This is a genomic window from Georhizobium profundi (genome assembly GCF_003952725.1).
GTDB classification, from domain to species: domain Bacteria; phylum Pseudomonadota; class Alphaproteobacteria; order Rhizobiales; family Rhizobiaceae; genus Georhizobium; species Georhizobium profundi.
This window is the reverse complement of sequence record NZ_CP032509.1, coordinates 476238-495152: the sequence shown is the minus strand read 5'-3', so window position 1 is coordinate 495152 and position 18915 is coordinate 476238. Positions and strand designations below refer to the sequence as shown.

The 18915-nt window shown below is 62.1% G+C and carries 14 protein-coding genes, 1 tRNA gene and 1 pseudogene; 10 read left to right on the top strand and 6 right to left on the bottom strand.

The annotated features are described in order from the left end of the window. Nucleotides 1–58 precede the first annotated feature (58 nt). Nucleotides 59–1360, bottom strand: a complete 1302-nt coding sequence (locus D5400_RS02365; protein ID WP_126007298.1) for a polyhydroxyalkanoate depolymerase — start codon at nt 1358–1360, stop codon at nt 59–61. Between the two features lie 227 nt (nt 1361–1587). Beyond that, nucleotides 1588–2052: a DUF2325 domain-containing protein gene (locus tag D5400_RS21340; protein WP_205665556.1), complete on the bottom strand. Its 465-nt coding sequence runs from the start codon at nt 2050–2052 to the stop codon at nt 1588–1590. Nucleotides 2053–2957: 905 nt separating this feature from the next. Here D5400_RS21340 and D5400_RS02355 point away from each other — a divergent pair. Beyond that, nucleotides 2958–3044: transfer RNA gene (locus D5400_RS02355), tRNA-Leu, on the top strand. A 199-nt stretch (nt 3045–3243) separates the two neighbouring features. Here D5400_RS02355 and D5400_RS02350 read toward each other — a convergent pair. Continuing rightward, complete coding sequence (locus D5400_RS02350; RefSeq protein WP_245451406.1) at nt 3244–4020, bottom strand: SDR family oxidoreductase; 777 nt, start codon at nt 4018–4020, stop codon at nt 3244–3246. On the opposite strand from D5400_RS02350, the gene D5400_RS02345 reads away from it, so the two are divergent. Together D5400_RS02345 and D5400_RS02340 are read left to right on the top strand one after the other, a co-directional pair. After that, nucleotides 3986–5065, top strand: a complete 1080-nt coding sequence (locus tag D5400_RS02345; protein ID WP_245451405.1) for a LysR family transcriptional regulator — start codon at nt 3986–3988, stop codon at nt 5063–5065. The genes D5400_RS02350 and D5400_RS02345 overlap by 35 nt on opposite strands. Nucleotides 5066–5237: 172 nt before the next feature. Then, nucleotides 5238–6281: an ABC transporter ATP-binding protein gene (locus D5400_RS02340; RefSeq protein ID WP_126007292.1), complete on the top strand. Its 1044-nt coding sequence runs from the start codon at nt 5238–5240 to the stop codon at nt 6279–6281. A gap of 9 nt (nt 6282–6290) precedes the next feature. On the opposite strand, the gene D5400_RS02335 is transcribed toward D5400_RS02340, so the two are convergent. Next, nucleotides 6291–7796: an ABC transporter permease gene (locus D5400_RS02335; protein ID WP_245451404.1), complete on the bottom strand. Its 1506-nt coding sequence runs from the start codon at nt 7794–7796 to the stop codon at nt 6291–6293. 259 nt (nt 7797–8055) lie between these two features. Continuing rightward, nucleotides 8056–9027, bottom strand: a complete 972-nt coding sequence (locus D5400_RS02330; RefSeq protein ID WP_126007288.1) for an ABC transporter substrate-binding protein — start codon at nt 9025–9027, stop codon at nt 8056–8058. A 297-nt stretch (nt 9028–9324) separates the two neighbouring features. Between D5400_RS02330 and ugpB the strand changes: the two genes are divergently transcribed. The 4 genes from ugpB to D5400_RS02310 all read left to right on the top strand — a co-directional run bounded on the left by ugpB (nt 9325) and on the right by D5400_RS02310 (nt 13543). Continuing rightward, entirely contained in the window at nt 9325–10638 is a 1314-nt protein-coding gene (gene ugpB, locus D5400_RS02325) for a sn-glycerol-3-phosphate ABC transporter substrate-binding protein UgpB (protein ID WP_126007286.1), read from the top strand. 107 nt (nt 10639–10745) lie between these two features. Continuing rightward, nucleotides 10746–11630, top strand: coding sequence for a sn-glycerol-3-phosphate ABC transporter permease UgpA (ugpA, locus tag D5400_RS02320; protein ID WP_126007284.1), 885 nt, complete (start codon nt 10746–10748; stop codon nt 11628–11630). A 3-nt stretch (nt 11631–11633) separates the two neighbouring features. Continuing rightward, nucleotides 11634–12482 carry a sn-glycerol-3-phosphate ABC transporter permease UgpE gene (gene ugpE, locus D5400_RS02315; RefSeq protein WP_126007282.1) on the top strand — a complete coding sequence of 283 codons (849 nt, stop codon included), beginning with the start codon at nt 11634–11636 and terminating at the stop codon, nt 12480–12482. A gap of 2 nt (nt 12483–12484) precedes the next feature. Continuing rightward, nucleotides 12485–13543, top strand: a complete 1059-nt coding sequence (locus D5400_RS02310; RefSeq protein WP_126007280.1) for a sn-glycerol-3-phosphate import ATP-binding protein UgpC — start codon at nt 12485–12487, stop codon at nt 13541–13543. Nucleotides 13544–13606: 63 nt separating this feature from the next. On the opposite strand, the gene D5400_RS02305 is transcribed toward D5400_RS02310, so the two are convergent. Then, complete coding sequence (locus tag D5400_RS02305) at nt 13607–15334, bottom strand: pilus assembly protein (RefSeq protein WP_164527761.1); 1728 nt, start codon at nt 15332–15334, stop codon at nt 13607–13609. Between the two features lie 185 nt (nt 15335–15519). On the opposite strand from D5400_RS02305, the pseudogene D5400_RS02300 reads away from it, so the two are divergent. The 3 genes and pseudogenes from D5400_RS02300 to D5400_RS02290 all read left to right on the top strand — a co-directional run. Then, nucleotides 15520–16410: pseudogene (locus tag D5400_RS02300) on the top strand (LysR family transcriptional regulator); the annotation flags it as partial. Between the two features lie 248 nt (nt 16411–16658). After that, entirely contained in the window at nt 16659–17591 is a 933-nt protein-coding gene (locus tag D5400_RS02295; protein WP_126007274.1) for a pirin family protein, read from the top strand. 59 nt (nt 17592–17650) lie between these two features. Beyond that, the gene (locus D5400_RS02290; protein ID WP_126007272.1) at nt 17651–18907 is read left to right on the top strand and encodes a DUF5996 family protein; all 1257 of its coding nucleotides are present in this window, start codon (nt 17651–17653) and stop codon (nt 18905–18907) included. The last annotated feature ends 8 nt before the right edge of the window (nt 18908–18915 follow it).

The following is an 18915-nucleotide window of genomic DNA, read 5'->3' as shown; positions in this document are numbered from 1 at the left end:
CCTGCGAATCCGCTAACTATCGAAAGACGTTATCGACTTTCGTCAAGAAGGCGGGGTCTCAGCTTGTCTTGCCGCCCTGGATGACCTTGCGCACGGGCGATTTCGTCTTCGCGGCAGCTGCCTTGCGGTTGGCAGCGGAATGGGTGCGCATGAAATCGAGAATGCGCGGCGCGATCTCCGCCCGATAACGCGAGCCGTTGAACACGCCGTAATGGCCGACCTTCGGCTGCATGTAGTGGTGGCGCATCGTGTCGGGAATGTTGCTGCACAGCGTCTGCGCCGCCTCGGTCTGGCCGATGCCGGAGATGTCGTCGTTCTCGCCCTCGATGGTGAGAAGCGCCACGTTGCGGATCTGGCTGCAATCCACGCGCTCGGCGCGGTGCATCATCTCGCCCTTCGGCAGCGCGTGCTTGATGAACACGGTATCAACCGTCTGCAGGTAGAATTCCGCCGTCAGGTCCATCACGGCGAGATACTCGTCGTAGAATTCGCGGTGCTTTTCGGCCGAATCGCCGTCGTTCTGCACCATGTGCCAGAAGAAGTCCTTCTGCGCGTTCATGTGCTTGTCGAGGTTCATCGACATGAAGCCGGACAGCTGCAGGAAGCCCGGATAGACATCGCGCCCGAAGCCCGGATGCGGCCACGGCACCTGCATGACGACATTGTCGGCAAACCAGGAGAGCGGCTTGTCCTGCGCAAGCTGGTTGACGGCGGTGGGGTTACGGCGCGTGTCGATCGGGCCACCCATCAGCGTCATCGAGGACGGCGCCATCGTATCGCCGCGCGCTTCCATCAGCGCCACAGCCGCAAGCACCGGTACCGACGGCTGGCAGACCGCCATCATATGGGTATCCGGTCCGAGCGCATGCAGCATCGAGATGACGTAGTCGATATAGTCGTCGAGATCGAAATGCCCTTCGGTGACCGGCACCATCCGGGCGTCGATCCAATCGGTGATGTAGACCTCTGCCTTGGGCAGCAGGGCTTCCACAGTGCCGCGCAGCAATGTCGCGTAGTGGCCCGACATTGGCGCCACGATGAGGATCTTGGGATCAGGGCGGTGATTGGCCGGCAGCGCGCGTTCGAAGTGAATGAGATTGCAGAAGGGGCGCGACCAGACGACCTTCTCGTGTACCGAAACGCGTCCGGTGTTGAGGCTGGTCGTCTTTAAGCCGAATTCCGGCTTGCCGTAGCGACGGGTGGTGCGCTCGAACACTTCCATGCCGCCAGCGACGGCGCGCCCGAATGCAGTGTGCGACAGCGGATTGAGCGGGTTCTGATAGGCGATCTTCATCGCATCCGCCGCGGCACGCCATGGCGCGACAGCAGCGTGGCCCATTTCGTAGAACTGATAGAACATTGGCGAGAGCCCTTGTTGAGGACCCGGCCGCAGAGGTGTTTCAGGCTCTCGCTCGCTCGGCGGTTTCCCGCCGCCCGCTATTCCACCCAGCCCTTAAAAGGAAGCTTCGGCCTGAGCCTCCGCTCCAATGCACCGCTGATCCCGGTTCGTGAAAGTCTTTATGACAGCGATTGTGTAAAAAGAGGTTAGCACGCTTTTGCTGCTCTGCAACATTGTCGCACTGGACTTTAGGCGTAAACGCCGGGGTTCTGCGTAGGGTTCCGCCCGACTGTGGCAGATGGGTCGGCAGGATCATCGGAGCCGATCATCGAAACGAGGGCATGTCTTAGGCATGCGCGGCTCGCACTGCGCAACGGCACGAAGGACTTACCGAGCTTCTTGCAGCCCTGCTTGGCGCGCAGGCACGCATCATGGCTGACGCAGTCGATCGGGCAGAACACGCAGTCGATCGAAGGCAGGACGTCGTCGATCCGCGTCACCGCATCCTCCAGACCACCGTCATGGTGGTGGAAATGCGCGCCGAATGTCTCCGCAAGCGCCTTAAGATGGTGCGCCTGGCCGTTTCGCCCGCCGACATAGAGCACGTTCAGCCCTTGAAGACGCGCCATCGGACGCAGCGGCGTGTGTGCCGGCAATGGTTTTTGCGGCTCGGCCGCGGGCGTCGGTGCGCGACCGCGCGCTTCGGCAGCCATTCTCAACCGCTTGACTTCCGCTTCGGCCGCCCGCGCGCGGCCCCGAGAGACCGTGAGTGCCCGCTCGAGCTTTTGGCGCCGGGCAGGTGAAAAGGTGCCTGCGGCTTCTTTCGTCTCCGTCGGGTGATTCGCCGTTTTGGAGACAAGGGCCCGCTGGGCTTCCACCAGCGCGTCTTCCAGCTGGGCAATCTGCGCATCACGCTCGAGCACGGTCTGGCGCGCATGGGCTTCCTGCCGGTTCGCCCGCATGCGCACATCCTCGAGCTCCGCTTTCAGGCGTGCGCTTTCCTCGCTCTGGCGCCGGCTGGCGCTGCCCATCAGGTGCGAAAGCATATGCACTTCGCCGAAGATGTGGCCGCGCAATGCGGTGCCCACATTGGTCGAGGTCATGAAGGCCCAGAACCCTCCGGCGATCCGCCCGTCACCTTTCATCTCGTTCCAGAGCCGAAGCAGCGCTTCCTGGCAGTGTTCGCGCCGAACGCGCCGCAAGAGCCCCGCATGCCGCTCGTCGAGCAGCTTCGAAACGGCGCGTGCTTCTGCAGTGTCTGCCGTGGCCGCACGCACGAAATGGCCGTGAACGTCGTAGTCCTGCGCGTCTTTCGGGAAGACAAGCCGCAGCGATGCTGCGATGCGTGTGAGATCCGCGTGTGTCAGGCACGTTCCGATCACGGGGCAGTGCGCCAAGTCCTCAAACGCCCACAGCCGCAGCCGGGCTCCGACCCTGGGCGCACTGTCCCGCCCCGCTCCGCTGCAACCCGCACACATGCTTCATCTCCGACGACCAAGATTAAAAACATGACTACAATAGTCATGTTATCCACGGATGATCAAGGCAGTCGGTTGTTGCGCACTGCCGAGAAAAGCCGTTGACAGTGCAACCTGCGCCCCTTACATCGGCGCCAGTTGCCCAGATGGCGGAATTGGTAGACGCGCCAGCTTCAGGTGCTGGTACTCGCAAGGGTGTGGAGGTTCGAGTCCTCTTCTGGGCACCAGCAAGATGTTAACATCTTGATTTCCCGAGATATCGAAGTCTGACGGTTCAAGCTGTAAATACCTTTTACAGCCGCATCGATGCGACACTTTCACAAGTCCCTAATGCTCCGCTCCGGCACGTTGGATGCGCGGATCTCACTTCCAATCGACATCGAACCTCGTCCAGCGTGCCATTAACCGCAAATGTAGCCCTGCGATCTAGAGCGCTCCCAATCCGACCGCCGCACGCATCGTTTCGATGTAAGCGTCCTCGCCATTCTTGCGCCGGGCTTCGACCCAAGGTTTGATGCCGTCGGTCGCGACATAGCGCAATTGCGTGCTACCATCGGTAGCTGCAGCAACGATGACTTCAGCAACTTCGTCCGAGGTGCCATGGCTGCGGCTATCCGCTATCGCGGCGAACACCGCAGTTGCACGCTCCTGCAACGGCGCGTAGTCCGCAATGTCCAGGGCTCCTGACGCCTCGGCGCCGGCGCGCTGCCCGAAGCGGGTTTCCCGAACCCCACCGGGCTCGGTGAGCTTTACGGCTATGCCGAATGGCGCGACCTCATGCATTAAGGCTTCCGAGAATCCCTCAACGGCGAATTTCGACGCGGCATAAAGCGAGATCATCGGCAGTCCGAACACACCAGCGCCCGAGGTCACGTTCAAGATCACGCCATGCCGCTGTGCACGCATCTGCGGGAGGATGGCACGCGTGACATCCATCAGTCCAAAGACATTGACCTCGAACTGTTGCAGCATCTTCTCGCGTCGTGTGGTCTCGAAGAAGCCGTGGAGGCCAAAGCCCGCATTGTTCACAAGAACATCGATACTGCCGAACTGCGCGGTACCCTCGGCAATAGCCATCTCGATGCTCGACCGATCCTGCACGTCCAATCGCTTCACGAGCACGTTCTTTGGGAAGTCAGGTGCAGCGGGCGGGTTGCGCAGAGTAGCGATGACGTTCCAACCCGCGGCTGCAAAGCGGCGCACGGTGGCTTCTCCGAAGCCGGAGGACGTGCCGGTAATCAGGACAGTTCGTGATGCAATGGTCATGGGTAATCCTTTTTCTCAGCCTGCCCTCTACCTACAACCGGGATTTCCGTCCGATAATCGATATAATTCGGCATCAAGTGGTGCATCGGACGGTACAATGACTGATATGACCCTGTCGCAGATCCGGCTCTTGGTTGAAATCGTGGAGCAAGGCAGCTTTCGCGCGGCAGCAATGCGGCTGGATCTGCCACCTTCGACGCTCAGCCGTCAGGTGGCCGGGCTAGAGACACGTCTGGGTGTGAGGCTATTCAACCGCACCACCCGCAGCGTAGCGCTAACGGAAGACGGGGCCGCCTTTCTCGCACGTGCCACGCCCGCTCTTCGCGAGATCGAGAGCGCGATGACCGAAATGACGGCACGACGCGCCGAGCCGGGTGGATTGCTGCGCATCAACGGCTCTGGATCAGGACTTGCGCTGTTGCTGCCGGTCATCGCGCGTCTGCAGTGGCGGTATCCTGGTGTCGAAATCGATCTTGTGGAAGATGGCCAGCTCTCCGACATTGTGGCCCATGGTTTTGACGCGGGGCTCCGCCTGACCGAGGATGTGCCACGCGACATGGTTGCAGTGCCGGTTGGGCCTGATCAGCGATTCATCGTCGTGGGCGCGCCCGATTATCTGAAGCGGGTCCCCGCACCGCAGCGCCCTGCTGATCTCCTGGATCACGCCTGCATACGCGCCCGCAGGCCGTCTGGCCGGCTGATCCAATGGGAGTTCGCGAGCAAGGGTCACGAAATAACTGTTCCGGTCACCGGAAGGTTGATCCTGGGCAACAACACGCTGGCGCTGGAGGCTGCACGTCTCGGCTGCGGCCTTGCCTACGTTACCGAACAGGCGGCATCAGCTGATCTGATCGCCGGACGGCTGGTGGCGGTGCTCGACGACTGGTGCGCATCGTTCCCCGGCATTTGCCTTTACTATCCAAAACAGCGCGCAACTTCGGTTACGCTGCGCGCTCTGATCTTCGAAATCCGCCGCCAGTAGCCAGCCAATAAACCACCTGCGTTCGTTCCGGCGGCTTCTTGCTGTGTAAGATTTACTTCGCTTCTTTTCGGTCCAGATTGCGCTAGTCCGGGCCCTGTCATGGCGCTGACCATTTCAACGCCCAGGTGAACCCCGTCGCTCGACTGTCACAAAAGGCTGGCAAGCAGCGCTGATGGTTCACATCAGTCTTGCCGGCATTACCCGCCGCTTCGGAGCCGAGCGCGCGCTCGACACGGTTAGCCTCGATCTGCCTGCCGGATCCTTCACCTCGTTGCTGGGGCCGTCGGGCTGTGGGAAGACGACGATGCTGCGGCTGATTGCGGGTTTCGACAAACCCGATGAGGGTACCATCAAGTTCGACGGGCAGACGGTTGCCGATCGGGAGCGCCAGGTGCCGCCAGAACGGCGCGGCGTTGGCGTCGTGTTTCAGTCCTACGCGCTCTGGCCGCATATGGACGTAGAATCGAACATCACCTATCCGCTTGCGACCCGTGGCGTGTCGGGTGCCGAGAGCGCGCGGCGGGTTGCCGAAGTTCTGGAGACAGTGGGTCTCGCCGGCTTCGGGAAGAGGCGCGTCGAAGAACTGTCCGGCGGCCAGCGGCAGCGCGTGGCGCTCGCGCGCTGCGTGGTGGCAGAGGCGCGGATCGTTCTCTTCGACGAGCCGCTCGCCAATCTCGACATGCATCTGCGTGCCACCATGGTCGATGCCTTCCGCGACATTCACCGCCGCCTAGGCGCAACCATGGTTTATGTGACGCACGACCAGTCGGAGGCGCTCGCTCTGTCCGATCGCATCGCCGTCATGAAGGATGGGCGCATCTTGCAATGCGCGGCCCCGACCGAGATCTATCGCGCCCCGATTGATGAAAGCGTGGCAGGCTTCGTCGGCCGCGGAGCCCGCCTCGATGCGACATGGCACTCGGGCGGTGAAGGCGGGGCGGACATCGAGATCGGTGGACACCGCATTTCCGCGCGCTGCTCCGATTCGGTGAGCGGGCCGAAGGTGCGCGTTCTGCTGCGCCCCGAGGCCCTGTCGCTCGCCGAAACGGGCATACCGGCGCGCGTCGTGTCGACAATATATCGTGGGCCGGTTTTTGAAGTCTCTCTCGAGATCCCCGGTCAACGCGAGCATGTCGTGGTCGATTGCGCAGAGCCGCCCGTGCCGGGTGCGAACGTTCAGATCGCTGTGTCGGATGCCTGGATCATTCCGCGCTGAGGCGAAGGCTCAACGCCAGGGCAGCACACCTTGTGGCAAACGGGTCGCCAGCCGGTCGAGCACGGCGAGCAAGGCCACGACGACGACGACCGTCGCGACGGCAATCGCGGCAGCCTGCGGACCGAGCCCCGCTTCCTGAAGGCTGAACAGAACGACACCGAGCGTCTCGTTGCGGCTCGACCACAGCAGCGCCGAGACGGTGAGCTCGTTGAAGGCACTCATGAACACCAAGAGCGCAGCAGCCGCGGCGGCCGGCGCGGCGAGCGGTGCCGTGATGGTCACGACGCGGCGCAGCGGCGAGGCCCCGCAGGTCGCCGCCGCCTCGTCGAACTCGAGCGGAATGCGCGTTACGGCATTGGCCACTGGCTTCATGGCGAGGGTCAGGAACCGCATGAGATAGGCGATGAGAATTATCCAAGCCGTGGCGTAAAGACTGCCGATCAGTGGCAGCGGCCGCAGGAACAGCAGGATGCAGGCGATGGCAAGCACGATACCCGGCAGCGCATAGGGCAGCTCGGCGATGCCTTGCAGGATCCGGCGTGACGGCGTGCTGAACCGCTCCAGCACGATGGCGATCGGAAGGGCGACTGCGGCCAGGATCAACGCCGCAGCACCCGCCAGCATCGCCGAATTCTGGAACGCCCGGATCGTCGATGCCTGCCGCAGCAGGACCTCTTCGAAATTGGCGAGGGTCATGGTTTGTAGGGTCAGCGGAACGCCGAAGGCGGGCACCAACGATGTGGTCAACAGCGCAAGGGCCGGCATCAGCAGCACGACTGTCAAAAGCAGCCATGCGAGGCCTGCAGCGGGATAGCGCCATTGCCCCAGGCTGATCCGTGCCGCTCGCCCCTGACCGTAACGGGTCGTGCGCCCGCGCATCGCGAAGGATTGCGCGAGGATCCCGAGAAGGGCGAGCACACCGATGAGAACCGACAGGCTTGCCATCTGCGGCAGGACGCCAGGCCCGAAGCTCGACATCTGGCGATAGATGAGCGTGGGCAAGGTCAGATAATTGACGGGCAGTCCCAGAAGCGCGGGGATGCCGAAATTGCCGATGCCGGACACGAAGGCGAGTGCGCCGGCTGCAGCGATCCACGGCCGCATCAGGGGAAGAACGATCGTGTAGAATGCGCGCAACGGAGTTGCACCAGAGGCGCGTGCGGCTTCGATCAGGTCGCCCGGCAGCCCGACCAGGCCGGCACGAAGCGTGATGAAGACGATCGGCGCGTGCTGGACGCCGAAGAGCAGGATGATGCCTTGTCGACCGAGGATCGGGTTCGGTGTTCCGGGCGCCGGCGCGATCCCCAGCATGTTGAGAAGCGTGCTGGACGGGCCGGTCATGTGCAGCCAGGAGAGCGCGGTCACCTGCGGTGCGATGATCAGCGGCAGAAGCAGGAGGAAGCCGAGTGAGCGCCGCGTCGGCATATCGGTCATCGCCACCGCAAAGGCGAAAGGCCCGCCGATCAGGAGCGCGATCACGGCGCCGAAGAAGGCCGTGTCGAGCGTGTTCCACATGGCGCGCAACGTGGTGGCGCGTGTCCACTGCTCGCCGATGATCGAGAGATCGAAGACCAGCCCAGGCGCAATCGCGGCAAGGATGATTCTCGCGATCGGCAGGAGGCCGAGAACGAGGATGACGCTGATGACAAAGAGGGCCGCGATGCGCGGCCCAACCCTGTTGGCGATTGCCGCCCCCGCAGGCGATGTGCGAGCGGGGCGGCGGCTTGGCCGGACAGGCTGTGTGAAAGTTCAGGCATTTGCCCTCGGCAAAGTCCTACTGGCCCATCAGTTCGGAGAACCGTTCCTTGTTCGCAGCGTCGTCGGCAAGAGCGGCAGCGGCGTCATAGGGAAGCACGTTGATGGTCGACCGGTCCGGGTACCCTTCCGGCAGGCCTGCGTCGGCCCGGGCAGGAATGTAACCCTGCTGAACCGCGAGCGACTGACCTTCTTCGGAGAGCAGGAAGTTCACGAAGGCCTTGGCAGCCTCAGGGTTCTGTGTGGTCGACAAAATGGCGACCGGCTCGGTGACGGCCGAGACGCCTTCGGTCGGGAACACGAACTCCACTGGCGCGCCTTTGGCTTTTTCGCGGATGGGCATGAAGTCGACGATCATGCCGTAAAGCTTGTCGCCGCCCGAGACCGCCTGCAGAACGTCGCCATTGCCGCCCGATGCCTGCGCACCGTTTTCAGCCAGCGCACTGTAGAAATCCCAGCCATTGTCCAGGTTTCCGGTAAGCGTCACGGTATGAATCATCGCGGCACCCGATGTCAGCGGGCTCGGCATCGCGATCATGTTCGCCGCCTCCGGCTTGGTGAGATCGAGCCAGCTCGTCGGAACCATCGGTGCGTTGGTGTTGTAGACGATGCCGGTGGTGATCAGCTTCGTCGGGAAATAGGTGCGGTCGGCGTCGACAAGCGCTTCGTCGATCCCTTCGATCTCGGCTTCGGGAAATGCGAGAAGCCGGCCATCGGCCTTGAGACCTTCCATCGTGACGATATCGGCGATGAGAAGCACGTCTGCCTGCGGCTGGCCGGCCTCGATCTCGGCCGACAGCTTCGCCATGATCCTCGGCGTGCCGTCGCGCACCCACTCGACGGTCACGTCCGGATATTTTGCCATGAAGGCATCGGCGGTCTGCTGCGCATCCGTGTTCGGCTGGCTTGTGTAGAGAACGAGCGTGCCCTCGGCTGCGAGAGCGGACGATGATGCGGCGGCAAGCACCAGGGCGGCGAGAAGTGTGCGCATGTTCAAAGCTCCGTTGTGCAAGGGGCACAGCCGGCAGCCGCGCCCCGTTCGACTGCGGCCCTTCTAGTGGCGCTCTATAACGGTTGCGTGACGCTGCGGTGGTGATCGCCATGAAGAGCATGCGGGCAGCGGCGCGGGTGACGAATGCGGTTTTGCAGACACGGCCAAGTAGCGTCTCGGCTTGCGGTTGCACTGTCATCCAAGCGTCATTTCAGGTTCAACTCACTGTCATGCTTCGGCTCTATCGCTGCCCCAGCGTCGCCGGCTGTCTCGGCGCGCAGGGTCCAGGAGAGAACCATGAAGAAAGCACTTCTGGCAGCACTGCTGCTGTCGACCAGCATGACGCAAGCCAATTCCGCGGAAATCCAGTGGTGGCATGCCATGGGTGGCGAATTGGGCGCGAAGCTCGAAGCCATCGTCGTTGATTACAATGAGAGCCAGGACGAGCACACGGTCGTGCCGACCTACAAGGGCACCTATCCCGAGACGATGACGGCAGCCATCGCCGCGTTCCGCGCCAACGAGCAGCCGCATATCGTCCAGGTCTTCGAAGTCGGCACCGGCACCATGATGGCTGCCGAAGGCGCGGTCTATCCGGTTTACGAAGTGATGGCGGACGCCGGCGAGGACTTCGATCCCGCCAACTTCCTGCCTTCGGTCGTCGGCTACTACACCGACACGGATGGCAACATGCTGTCGATGCCGTTCAACTCGTCGACCCCGATCGTCTACTACAACAAGGACGTTTTCGCAGAAGCCGGTCTCGACCCCGAGCAGCCGCCGCGCACCTGGGAAGAGTTGGAGCAGTTTTCCCAGCAGATCATCGATTCGGGTGCAGCCACCTGCGGCTTCACCTCCGGCTGGATCTCCTGGATCCACTTGGAAAACCTGTCGGCCTGGCACAATCAGCCGATCGGCACGTTGGAAAACGGTTTCGGCGGACTCGGCACCGAACTGACCGTCAATGGCGACGTCCAGACCCGTCACTGGGAAAACCTGGCCCGCTGGCAGCAGGAAGGCATCTTCCAGTATGGCGGCCCGGTCGGTGGTGATGATGCCCCGCCGAAATTCTACGCTCAGGAATGCGCGATCTACATGAATTCGTCTGCCTCGCGCGCCGGTGTCGTCGAAAATGCCACCGACTTCGAAGTCGGCTACGGCATGCTGCCCTACTACGAGGACGTCGAAGGCGCTCCGCAGAACTCGATCATCGGCGGTGCGACGCTGTGGGTTCTCCAGGGCAAGGCAGAAGAAGACTATGCCGGCGTAGCCGACTTCTTCTCCTATCTGTCGTCGCAGGAAGTTCAGGCCAAGTGGCACCAGGAAACCGGTTACCTGCCGATCACGCAGGCTGCCTATGATCTCGGCCAGGAGCAGGGCTTCTACGCTGAAAACCCGGGTTCCGACGTCTCGATCGAGCAGATCACGCTCAACGAGCCGACCGAAAACTCCAAGGGCCTGCGTTTCGGCAACTACGTCCAGATCCGTACGATCATCGACGAGGAATTCCAGGCGCTCCTGGCCGGAAGCAAGACCGCTGAAGAAGCGCTCGACGCTGTCGTGGAGCGGGGCAACGAGCTGATCCGCGAGTTCGAAGAAATCAACGGCTGAACCGTTTGAGGCCCAAGGCTTCAACCTGTCACCTGCAGGCGGGCCGATTCCATCGGTCCGCCTGCACCGTTCCTTACGGGTTCCTGCCCGTCAATCCCGGTTGATCGATGCAAAGCAAGCGGACAGTCTTTTCCAATCGGGCGCTGCCCTACATGCTGTTGGCGCCGCAGCTTGCCGTGACCGCGATCTTCTTTCTCTGGCCGGCAGCACAGGCGTTTCGCCAGTCTTTTCTTCGCGAAGATGCGTTCGGCTTCTCGACGCAGTTCATTTGGTTCGACAATTACACGCGGCTCTTCCAGAGCGCGAGTTACCTCAACTCCATGGCGGTCACGGCTGTCTTCGCAACGAGCGTCGCCGTCCTGTCCATCGTCATTGCCCTTGCGCTGGCTGTCGCCGCCAATGGCATGATCCGCAGTCAGCAGACTTACAGCACCCTCATCATCTGGCCCTATGCCGTCGCGCCGGCGGTTGCAGGCGTCATGTGGTGGTTCATGTTCAATCCCACGATCGGCATCCTGTCCTATCTGATGCGCCAGGCGGGCTATAACTGGAACCATGGCCTGGATGGCACCGACGCGATGATCCTCGTCGTGATCGCCTCGAGCTGGAAGCAGATCTCCTACAACTTCCTGTTCTTCCTTGCCGGGCTGCACGCCATTCCGCGCTCGTTGACGGAGGCCGCGGCGATCGATGGCGCGGGGCCGATCAAGCGCTTCTTCACCATCACGCTGCCGCTCTTGTCGCCGACGACGTTCTTCCTCGTGGTGGTCAACGTCGTCTACGCGATGTTCGACACGTTCGCGGTGATCCACGCGACCACCGAAGGCGGTCCCAACCAGGCGACGAACATACTCGTCTACAAGGTCTTCGACGATGGCTTCATCGGCCTGAACCTCGGCTCGTCGGCAGCACAGTCGGTCATCCTCATGGCGATCGTGACGGTCTTCACCTTCATCCAGTTCCGCTACATCGAACGGCGCGTGGAGTACTGACCGATGATCGAGAACCGGCCGCTCCTGAAGCTTACCGCGCACCTCGTCCTGATTGCCGGCGTGGCGCTCGTCGCGTTTCCCGTCTATCTGGCGATCATCGCTTCCACCCATGGACCGACCGATTTCATGTCGGGCATCATCCCGCTGCTGCCGGGACCCCATGCCGTGGAGAACTACCGGCAGGTGCTGTCATCGGGCGTCTCGACCTCCGGAATTCCGCCGATCAGCCTGATGATGACGAACTCGCTGATCATGGCGTTGACGATCGCCATCGGAAAGATCGTCATCTCGCTGCTTTCCGCCTTCGCGATCGTCTATTTCCGCTTCCCGTTTCGCGCACTCGCGTTCTGGGCGATCTTCGTCACGCTGATGCTGCCGGTCGAAGTGCGGATCGTGCCGACATTCCAGGTGGTCGCCAATCTGGGGATGCTCAATTCCTACGCGGGCCTGTCGATCCCGCTGATCGCGTCCGCGACGGCAACGTTCCTGTTCCGGCAGTTCTTCCTGACGGTGCCGGACGAATTGATGGAAGCCGCACGCGTCGATGGAGCAGGTCCCATGAAGTTCTTCTTCGACATCCTGCTTCCGCTGTCGCGCACCAACATCGCCGCGCTTTTCGTGATCCTCTTCATCTATGGCTGGAACCAGTATCTCTGGCCGCTGCTGATCACGACGAGCTCGGATTATTACACCGTCGTCATGGGCATCAAGCGCATGGCCGACGTGGCCGACAGCTACCCGCAATGGAACACGGTGATGGCGACCGTCGTGCTCGCAATGCTGCCGCCGGTGCTGGTCGTCATCTGCATGCAGAGGCTCTTCGTGAAGGGCCTCGTCGAGACGGAGAAATAGCCATGTCGGCGATTGAACTCAAAAACCTGCGCAAGGTGTATCCCGGTGGCGCGGAAGCGGTGTCCGGCATCGACCTCGCCATCGAAACCGGCGAGATGGTCGTTCTGGTTGGTCCGTCGGGATGCGGAAAGTCGACCCTGCTGCGCATGATCGCGGGTCTCGAGACGATCACGGACGGCACCGTCTCCATCGCCGGCCGCGTGGTCAACGACAAGGAACCGGCAGAGCGCGACATCGCCATGGTGTTCCAGAACTACGCGCTTTACCCGCACATGACGGTGCGTGCGAACATGGCCTACGGGTTGAAGAACCGCGGCACGCCCAAGGCGGAGATCGAGCGGCGCGTCGCCGAGGCTTCCCGCATCCTGCAGATCGGCGAATATCTCGATCGCAAGCCTCGTCAGCTCTCCGGCGGTCAGCGCCAGCGCGTGGCTATGGGACGCGCCATCGTGCGCGAACCTGCGGCGTTCCTCTTCGACGAGCCGCTGTCGAACCTCGATGCGAAGCTGCGTGTCGAGATGCGTGGCGAGATCAAGCTGCTGCAGAGACGCCTTGCGACGACCTCGGTCTACGTTACCCACGACCAGCTCGAGGCGATGACGCTCGCGGATCGTCTCGTCGTGCTCAACAAGGGACGCATCGAGCAGATCGGGACCCCGCTCGAAATCTACCGCCATCCGCAATCCACCTTCGTCGCAAGCTTCATCGGCTCGCCGGCGATGAACCTTATCTCCGCCACCCGCGACGGCAACGGCCTTCGCCTGTCCGACGCGACGATTCCGCTGGCCGGGCGTTCGCTGCCACAGGGTCCGTTGACCATCGGAATGAGAGCGGAAGACCTGACCCTCGCGCGCCGCACGGGCGAGCCGCAGGGGCTTCCGGTCCGGATCGCCTATGTCGAGGAACTGGGCCCAAGCCGCCTGGTGCATGGACATCTCGGCAGCGACCGCATCGTGGTCTCGGCGCCGATCGATGGCGAACTGGACGACACGATGGAAGCGCGCATCGATCCGGCTTTGCTGCATGTTTTTGCGGCAGACACCGGCAAACGACTTCCCTGAGGTCACGAGAGCCGTCTTGCCGATGGACCGGTTCCTCCATCGGCAAGGTTTGCCATGCCGCCGTTACCGGATCAGGCGGAGCGGCGACATCTGCCGGGCGATGTCGCCAAAAGCGCTGATGAGCCCTGCCGTCTTGGTGGCCATGTAGAAATTGCCGGGCTTGGTCGCGCACTGCTTCAGCATCTTCTGAACGTTGGTGTCCGTTTCCTTGTAGAGCACGGTGAAGATCTCGATCTGCTGCGCCTTGATGTCTTCGCAGATTTTCAGCGTCCAATTGTTCAGCGTCTTTTCGGCACTCGATGAGGTGCTGGCACCGGCAATTCGCCCGTCTGCCAGGAAGCCGTAGGATCCGTAATCCGACTTGTTCATCGTGTTGCTGGAGCCGAAGGACACGTTGCGTCCGTCTGTCATGAGCACGATGAATTTGGAGGTGCTCGCCGGGTCGATCGCAGCAGCCTGTGTGTAGGGCGCGCCCGGGGTCATCACCCGCCACCCCCAGGCCAGTCCTTCCGCGATGTTCGTACCGGAGCCGTTCCAGAATTGCATGGCGTTGATCCCGGCGCGCACCTTGGCCATATCCCGCGAAAGGGGAACGATGGGCGTCGGGCAAGCGCGGTTCGGCCCGCGGGTGAGAGACTTGGCCTCTTCGACCCGCCGCACCTCCGGATCGATGTATTTGAGCGCCGAACGCTGAACCTCGGCCGTGCTGCCGTCCACGACATCGTTCAGCCAGGAATTGTTGAACTTGGTGGAATCGTTCCCCCCGTCCAGGGTTGCGGTTCCCGGTTCGTCGGGTGCGAAATAGGGAACGAAAAGCGTATCGGGATCCCGGGAGCGTGGTGGCTCGAGCCCGAGATTGAGCGGATAGGGACGCGCTTCGACGCATCCTTTCCACTGCGTGCCGGACACACTGAACAATGCCGTCTGGTGCGGATACTCCAGCTTAGCAAGCCGCTGCTGACGACAGGCATCTCTCAAAGCCTTGGCTTGGTCGCGTTGCCCTTGATTGCCACAGGCTTTCTCGTCGTTGTCATCATCATCATCGTCGTCGTCGTCGTCGTCATCGTCATCGTCACCACCCCCAGACCGCGCCGCGTTGTCTTCCCAGTCCGTGGGAAGGCCTTCGCCACGACGCTCACGCTCGTCTTCGTCGAGAAAGGTCCAGCCATTGTAGAGGGACTCGCCCTCATCATCGATCCAGATCGGATCAAAGCCTTCACCCTTGATGTTGACGGCAGTAACGAAGGGAACGACTGCGACGCGGATGTCCTTGCCGGCGGAAGCGCCATCTTGCACGACGCCCAGCAGACCGAGAGCAGCACTCTTGAGAGTGTCGATGCCCTCCTGTCCCATCGATCCGGTGTTGTCGAGCACGAGCCCGATTTCGACAGCCTTGGTGGATTGGTAAGCGGCCGCGATTACCCGCGCTGGTTCCTTACGGGCGTTGTGAAGGAAGAACGTGTCGACAGCGAGCGTGACGTCTCCCGTGACTTCGATGTGGTTGGTGCCTTCGACACTGCGCAATTCCGCGTTCAGCACCTTGTAGGAAGCGTTAGGTGCCACATGCGACCGCAGGTGATCTTCGAACACTTGTTTGCGCTCGCTGTCGCTCATCGCTCTGCGCGTCGCGGCGAGAACGGCGCCATCGGTGATCTGTTGCACCTCTGAAACCACGGAGCGCATGTGAACGACGTCGACGCCAAGACCGGCTGCGCCGAGAGTAACGGGCAGTGCGAACGCAGCAAATATTGCAAAGTTGCCGCTTCGATCGTTCAGGAAGGTTCTGGTCATTGCTGTTCTCACAAAATGAAGAACGGCCACCCTCCGCTTAATTCTTATGAGTTTGCTTAATTCGAAGGCAGGAAAATAAATCCACGTTGCATGTGGTAAAGTTTTCGTGATCGCATTAGACGTTCTTATATTAGAGAAACGGATGATGGTTGTGGGCAATTTGTTGCGAGACGGGGAGCGTCGCAGTGGACATCGAGGACATTCGGACATTTGTGGAGGTTGCCGACGCAGGCGGGATCTCTTCAGCGGCGCGACGGCTCGGTATCTCCAAGTCCATCGTCAGTCGACGCCTGCTGCGGCTGGAATCGGCACTCGGCGCCCAACTTGTCGCGCGCACCACGAGGGGTGCCGCGCTGACCGACGCAGGCATGACGTTTCGAGACCATGCAGCAAGGGTCAGCGCGGAGATCGACTTGGCGAGGGAGGCGATCATTCCTGCCGGGGAGCTGCGCGGCCGGTTGAGAGTTGCAGTGCCCCTGACCTTTGGCCCAACGCACTTTGCGCCCGTAATCGCCGACATGGCGCTTCAACACCCGGCCTTGCACATCCATGCATCTTATAGCGATCGGTTCGTCGACCTCATTGCTGAAGGTTTCGATTGCGCGATCCGCGTCGGTTATCTCCCGGATTCCAATTTGGTCGCCAAGCGCGTCGGCCCGATCTATGGGCGACTGGTCGCCAGTCCCGACTACATCAGGGCGCGTGGCGCACCGGAAAGGCTGGAGGACATCGCAACCCACGAAGCGGTCATGCAGGGAACTGAAACCTGGCAGCTTATGGACGGAGACAAGATCGTCTCTGTGCAGCCGCAGGGCAGGTTCAAGGCTGACAATGCCACGGCGCTCGCCGCTGCCGCTGCGGCCGGCCTCGGCATCGCTTGGCTTCCGGACTGCATCACGTTTGACTACGTCTCGTCCGGCGCGCTCGTACCGATCATGACCGGCTATCCGCCACCGCCTGCGGGTGCTTATGTCATCCGTCCACCCGGTCAGCATCCGGCGCGCAAGATTCGTGTGTTGACCGAAATGCTGATCGCGCATTTCGAGCGCAACCCGCAGCTCTGGGGTCTCGACCAGAAAGATTCGCACCAAGCTGAGAGCGCCGCCGTCGCTCGCGGCAAGAGACGCGCGGCGCCAGGATCATGAACCGCGTTCCACTTTCTGCAACACAGCTGACGGCAATCCGGACCTAGTGGCGGGACGCATCCACCGGTAGTGCAAGGCAGGGCGGCAGGATATCTTGAGCGCCGCTTCCGGTGCGGGCCGATATGATCCGCCCGTCATGGCAACGAGGGTTTAGGCCCTGCACGAAGAGGATGGCGCCTATGAGCTGGAATCCCGCACTTGAACCCGGTTGCCCCGACGAGGTCGGGCTCGATGCGATCGAGACCCTGATCATTCCGCGTTCGCGCGATCTCGGCGGTTTCGAAGTGCGCCGTGCGCTTCCCGCGCCCAAAAGGCAGATGGTCGGCCCCTTCATCTTCTTCGATCAGGCGGGGCCGGCGGAACTGCTGACCGGGCAGGGGATCGACGTGCGGCCGCATCCGCATATCGGCCTCGGCACGGTGACGTATCTCTTCAAAGGCGATTTTCATCACCGGGACAGCACCGGCGCCGACCAGATCATCCAGCCGGGCGCGCTGAACTGGATGGTTGCCGGGCGCGGCGTGACTCATTCGGAGCGCACGTCGGAGGCAGCCCGCAAAGGGCCGAACGGCCTGTTCGGCATCCAGACCTGGCTGGCACTTCCCGAGGACGTCGAAGACACGGCGCCGACATTCGAGCATCACGCCAAGGAAAGTCTTCCGATGATCGAGGACAAGGGCATCTCCGTCCGCCTCATTCTCGGCGACGCCTATGGCGCGTCTGCTCCCGCGAAGATGTTTTCCGAGACCTTCTATGCGGATGTGAAGCTCGATCCGGGAAGCCGGCTGCCGTTGCCGAACGAGCACGAGGATCGCGGCATCTACATCGTCGAGGGGTCGATCCTCATTGCCGGCCAGCACTACGAGGCGTCGCAGATGATGGTCTTCAGGCCGGGTGACGCGATCACGGTCGCCGCGGGACCGCTAGGCGCACGGCTGATGATACTCGGCGGCGCGACGTTCAACGGGCCGCGTTACATCTGGTGGAATTTTGTGGCCTCGTCCAGGGAGCGCATCGAGGAGGCAAAGGCGGATTGGCGGGCCGGAAACTGGGGCAGCGGCCGCTTCGACCTGCCTGCCGATGATCGCGACGAATACATCCCGCTGCCGTAAAAGCCGACTTGCGCGCCGGACTGGCATCGAAGCTGCACGACTGTACGGAAAGAGATCCAATGAACGACAGATGGCCGGAACTCGATTATCTCAGCTGGCGCGATACCTGCTCCGCCCTGCATCTCTATCTTCAGATCGTGGGGAAGTACCGGCTGGCGCACACGCCCTGGATCAACCACTCCTGGAACGCAACCTCCTATGTGACGCCAACCGGCCTGACGACGGGCATGATCCCGGATGGTCCCGGCATCGAGATCCGGTTCGATTTCCGCGAGCATAGGATCATCGGCACTTGTGGCGAAGGCCGCCGGTCATCGTTCGAGCTCGGCCCGATGACCATTGCGGCATTTCACGCGAAATTCGTCGCCTTGGTATCCGAACTGGGCGGCACGCCGACCTTCAACGGCCAGCCGAACGAGGTGCCCTATCCGGTGCCGTTTCGGGAAGACGACCGCGACCGCCCCTATGACAGCGAGGCGGTCGAGCGGTTTCACCGGGCGCTCATGGCCGTCGACAGTGTCTTCAACCGGTTCCGCACATCCTTCCTGGGAAAATCGAGCCCAGTTCATCTCTTCTGGGGCAGTTTCGATCTCGCCGTCACCCGCTTTTCAGGCCGCCGCGCGCCCCTCCATCCCGGTGGCGTGCCGGCGCTTCCGAACGACGTGGCGCAGGAAGCCTATGATCGTGAAGTCTCTTCCGCAGGGTTCTGGCCGGGCGGCGGCGGTATCGATTATCCCGCCTTCTACGCCTATGCGTATCCCGCTTCGGGCGGTTACCGCAGCGCTGCGGTAAAGCCTGACTCTGCGTTCTGGCACGAAGGCCTGTCGGAGTTCATCCTGCCTTACGATGCGGTGCGTTCGGCCGATGATCCCGACGAAGCGCTGCTCGGCTTTCTCACTTCGACCTATGAAGCCGCCGCCGATCTCGGCGGCTGGGACCGTGATCTGCTCGAATGCGCGCCGGGCAAGCCGCGCAAGGTACGCCCGCACGATGCCGAGCGCTCGGAGGCGAAATCGCCCGCTCTCGACGAAGGCGAGGTCGAGCGCGAGGATGGTGGATCGAAGGGGCGATATCTGTTGGTGATCGGCGGGACCGAGGCCGAGATGACCTATAGCCGCGCCGGTGAACGCCTCATCATCATAGACCATACCGAAGTGCCCTCGGCATTGCGGGGACGCAAGGTCGGCGAGCGTCTGGTGCGCCAGGCAGTCGAGGATGCGCGGCGGGACAACATCAAGATCATCCCGCTTTGCCCTTTCGCAAAAGCGCAGTTCGAGCGCCATACGGAATGGCACGACGTGCTGAAAACCTCCTAGCGACTGGA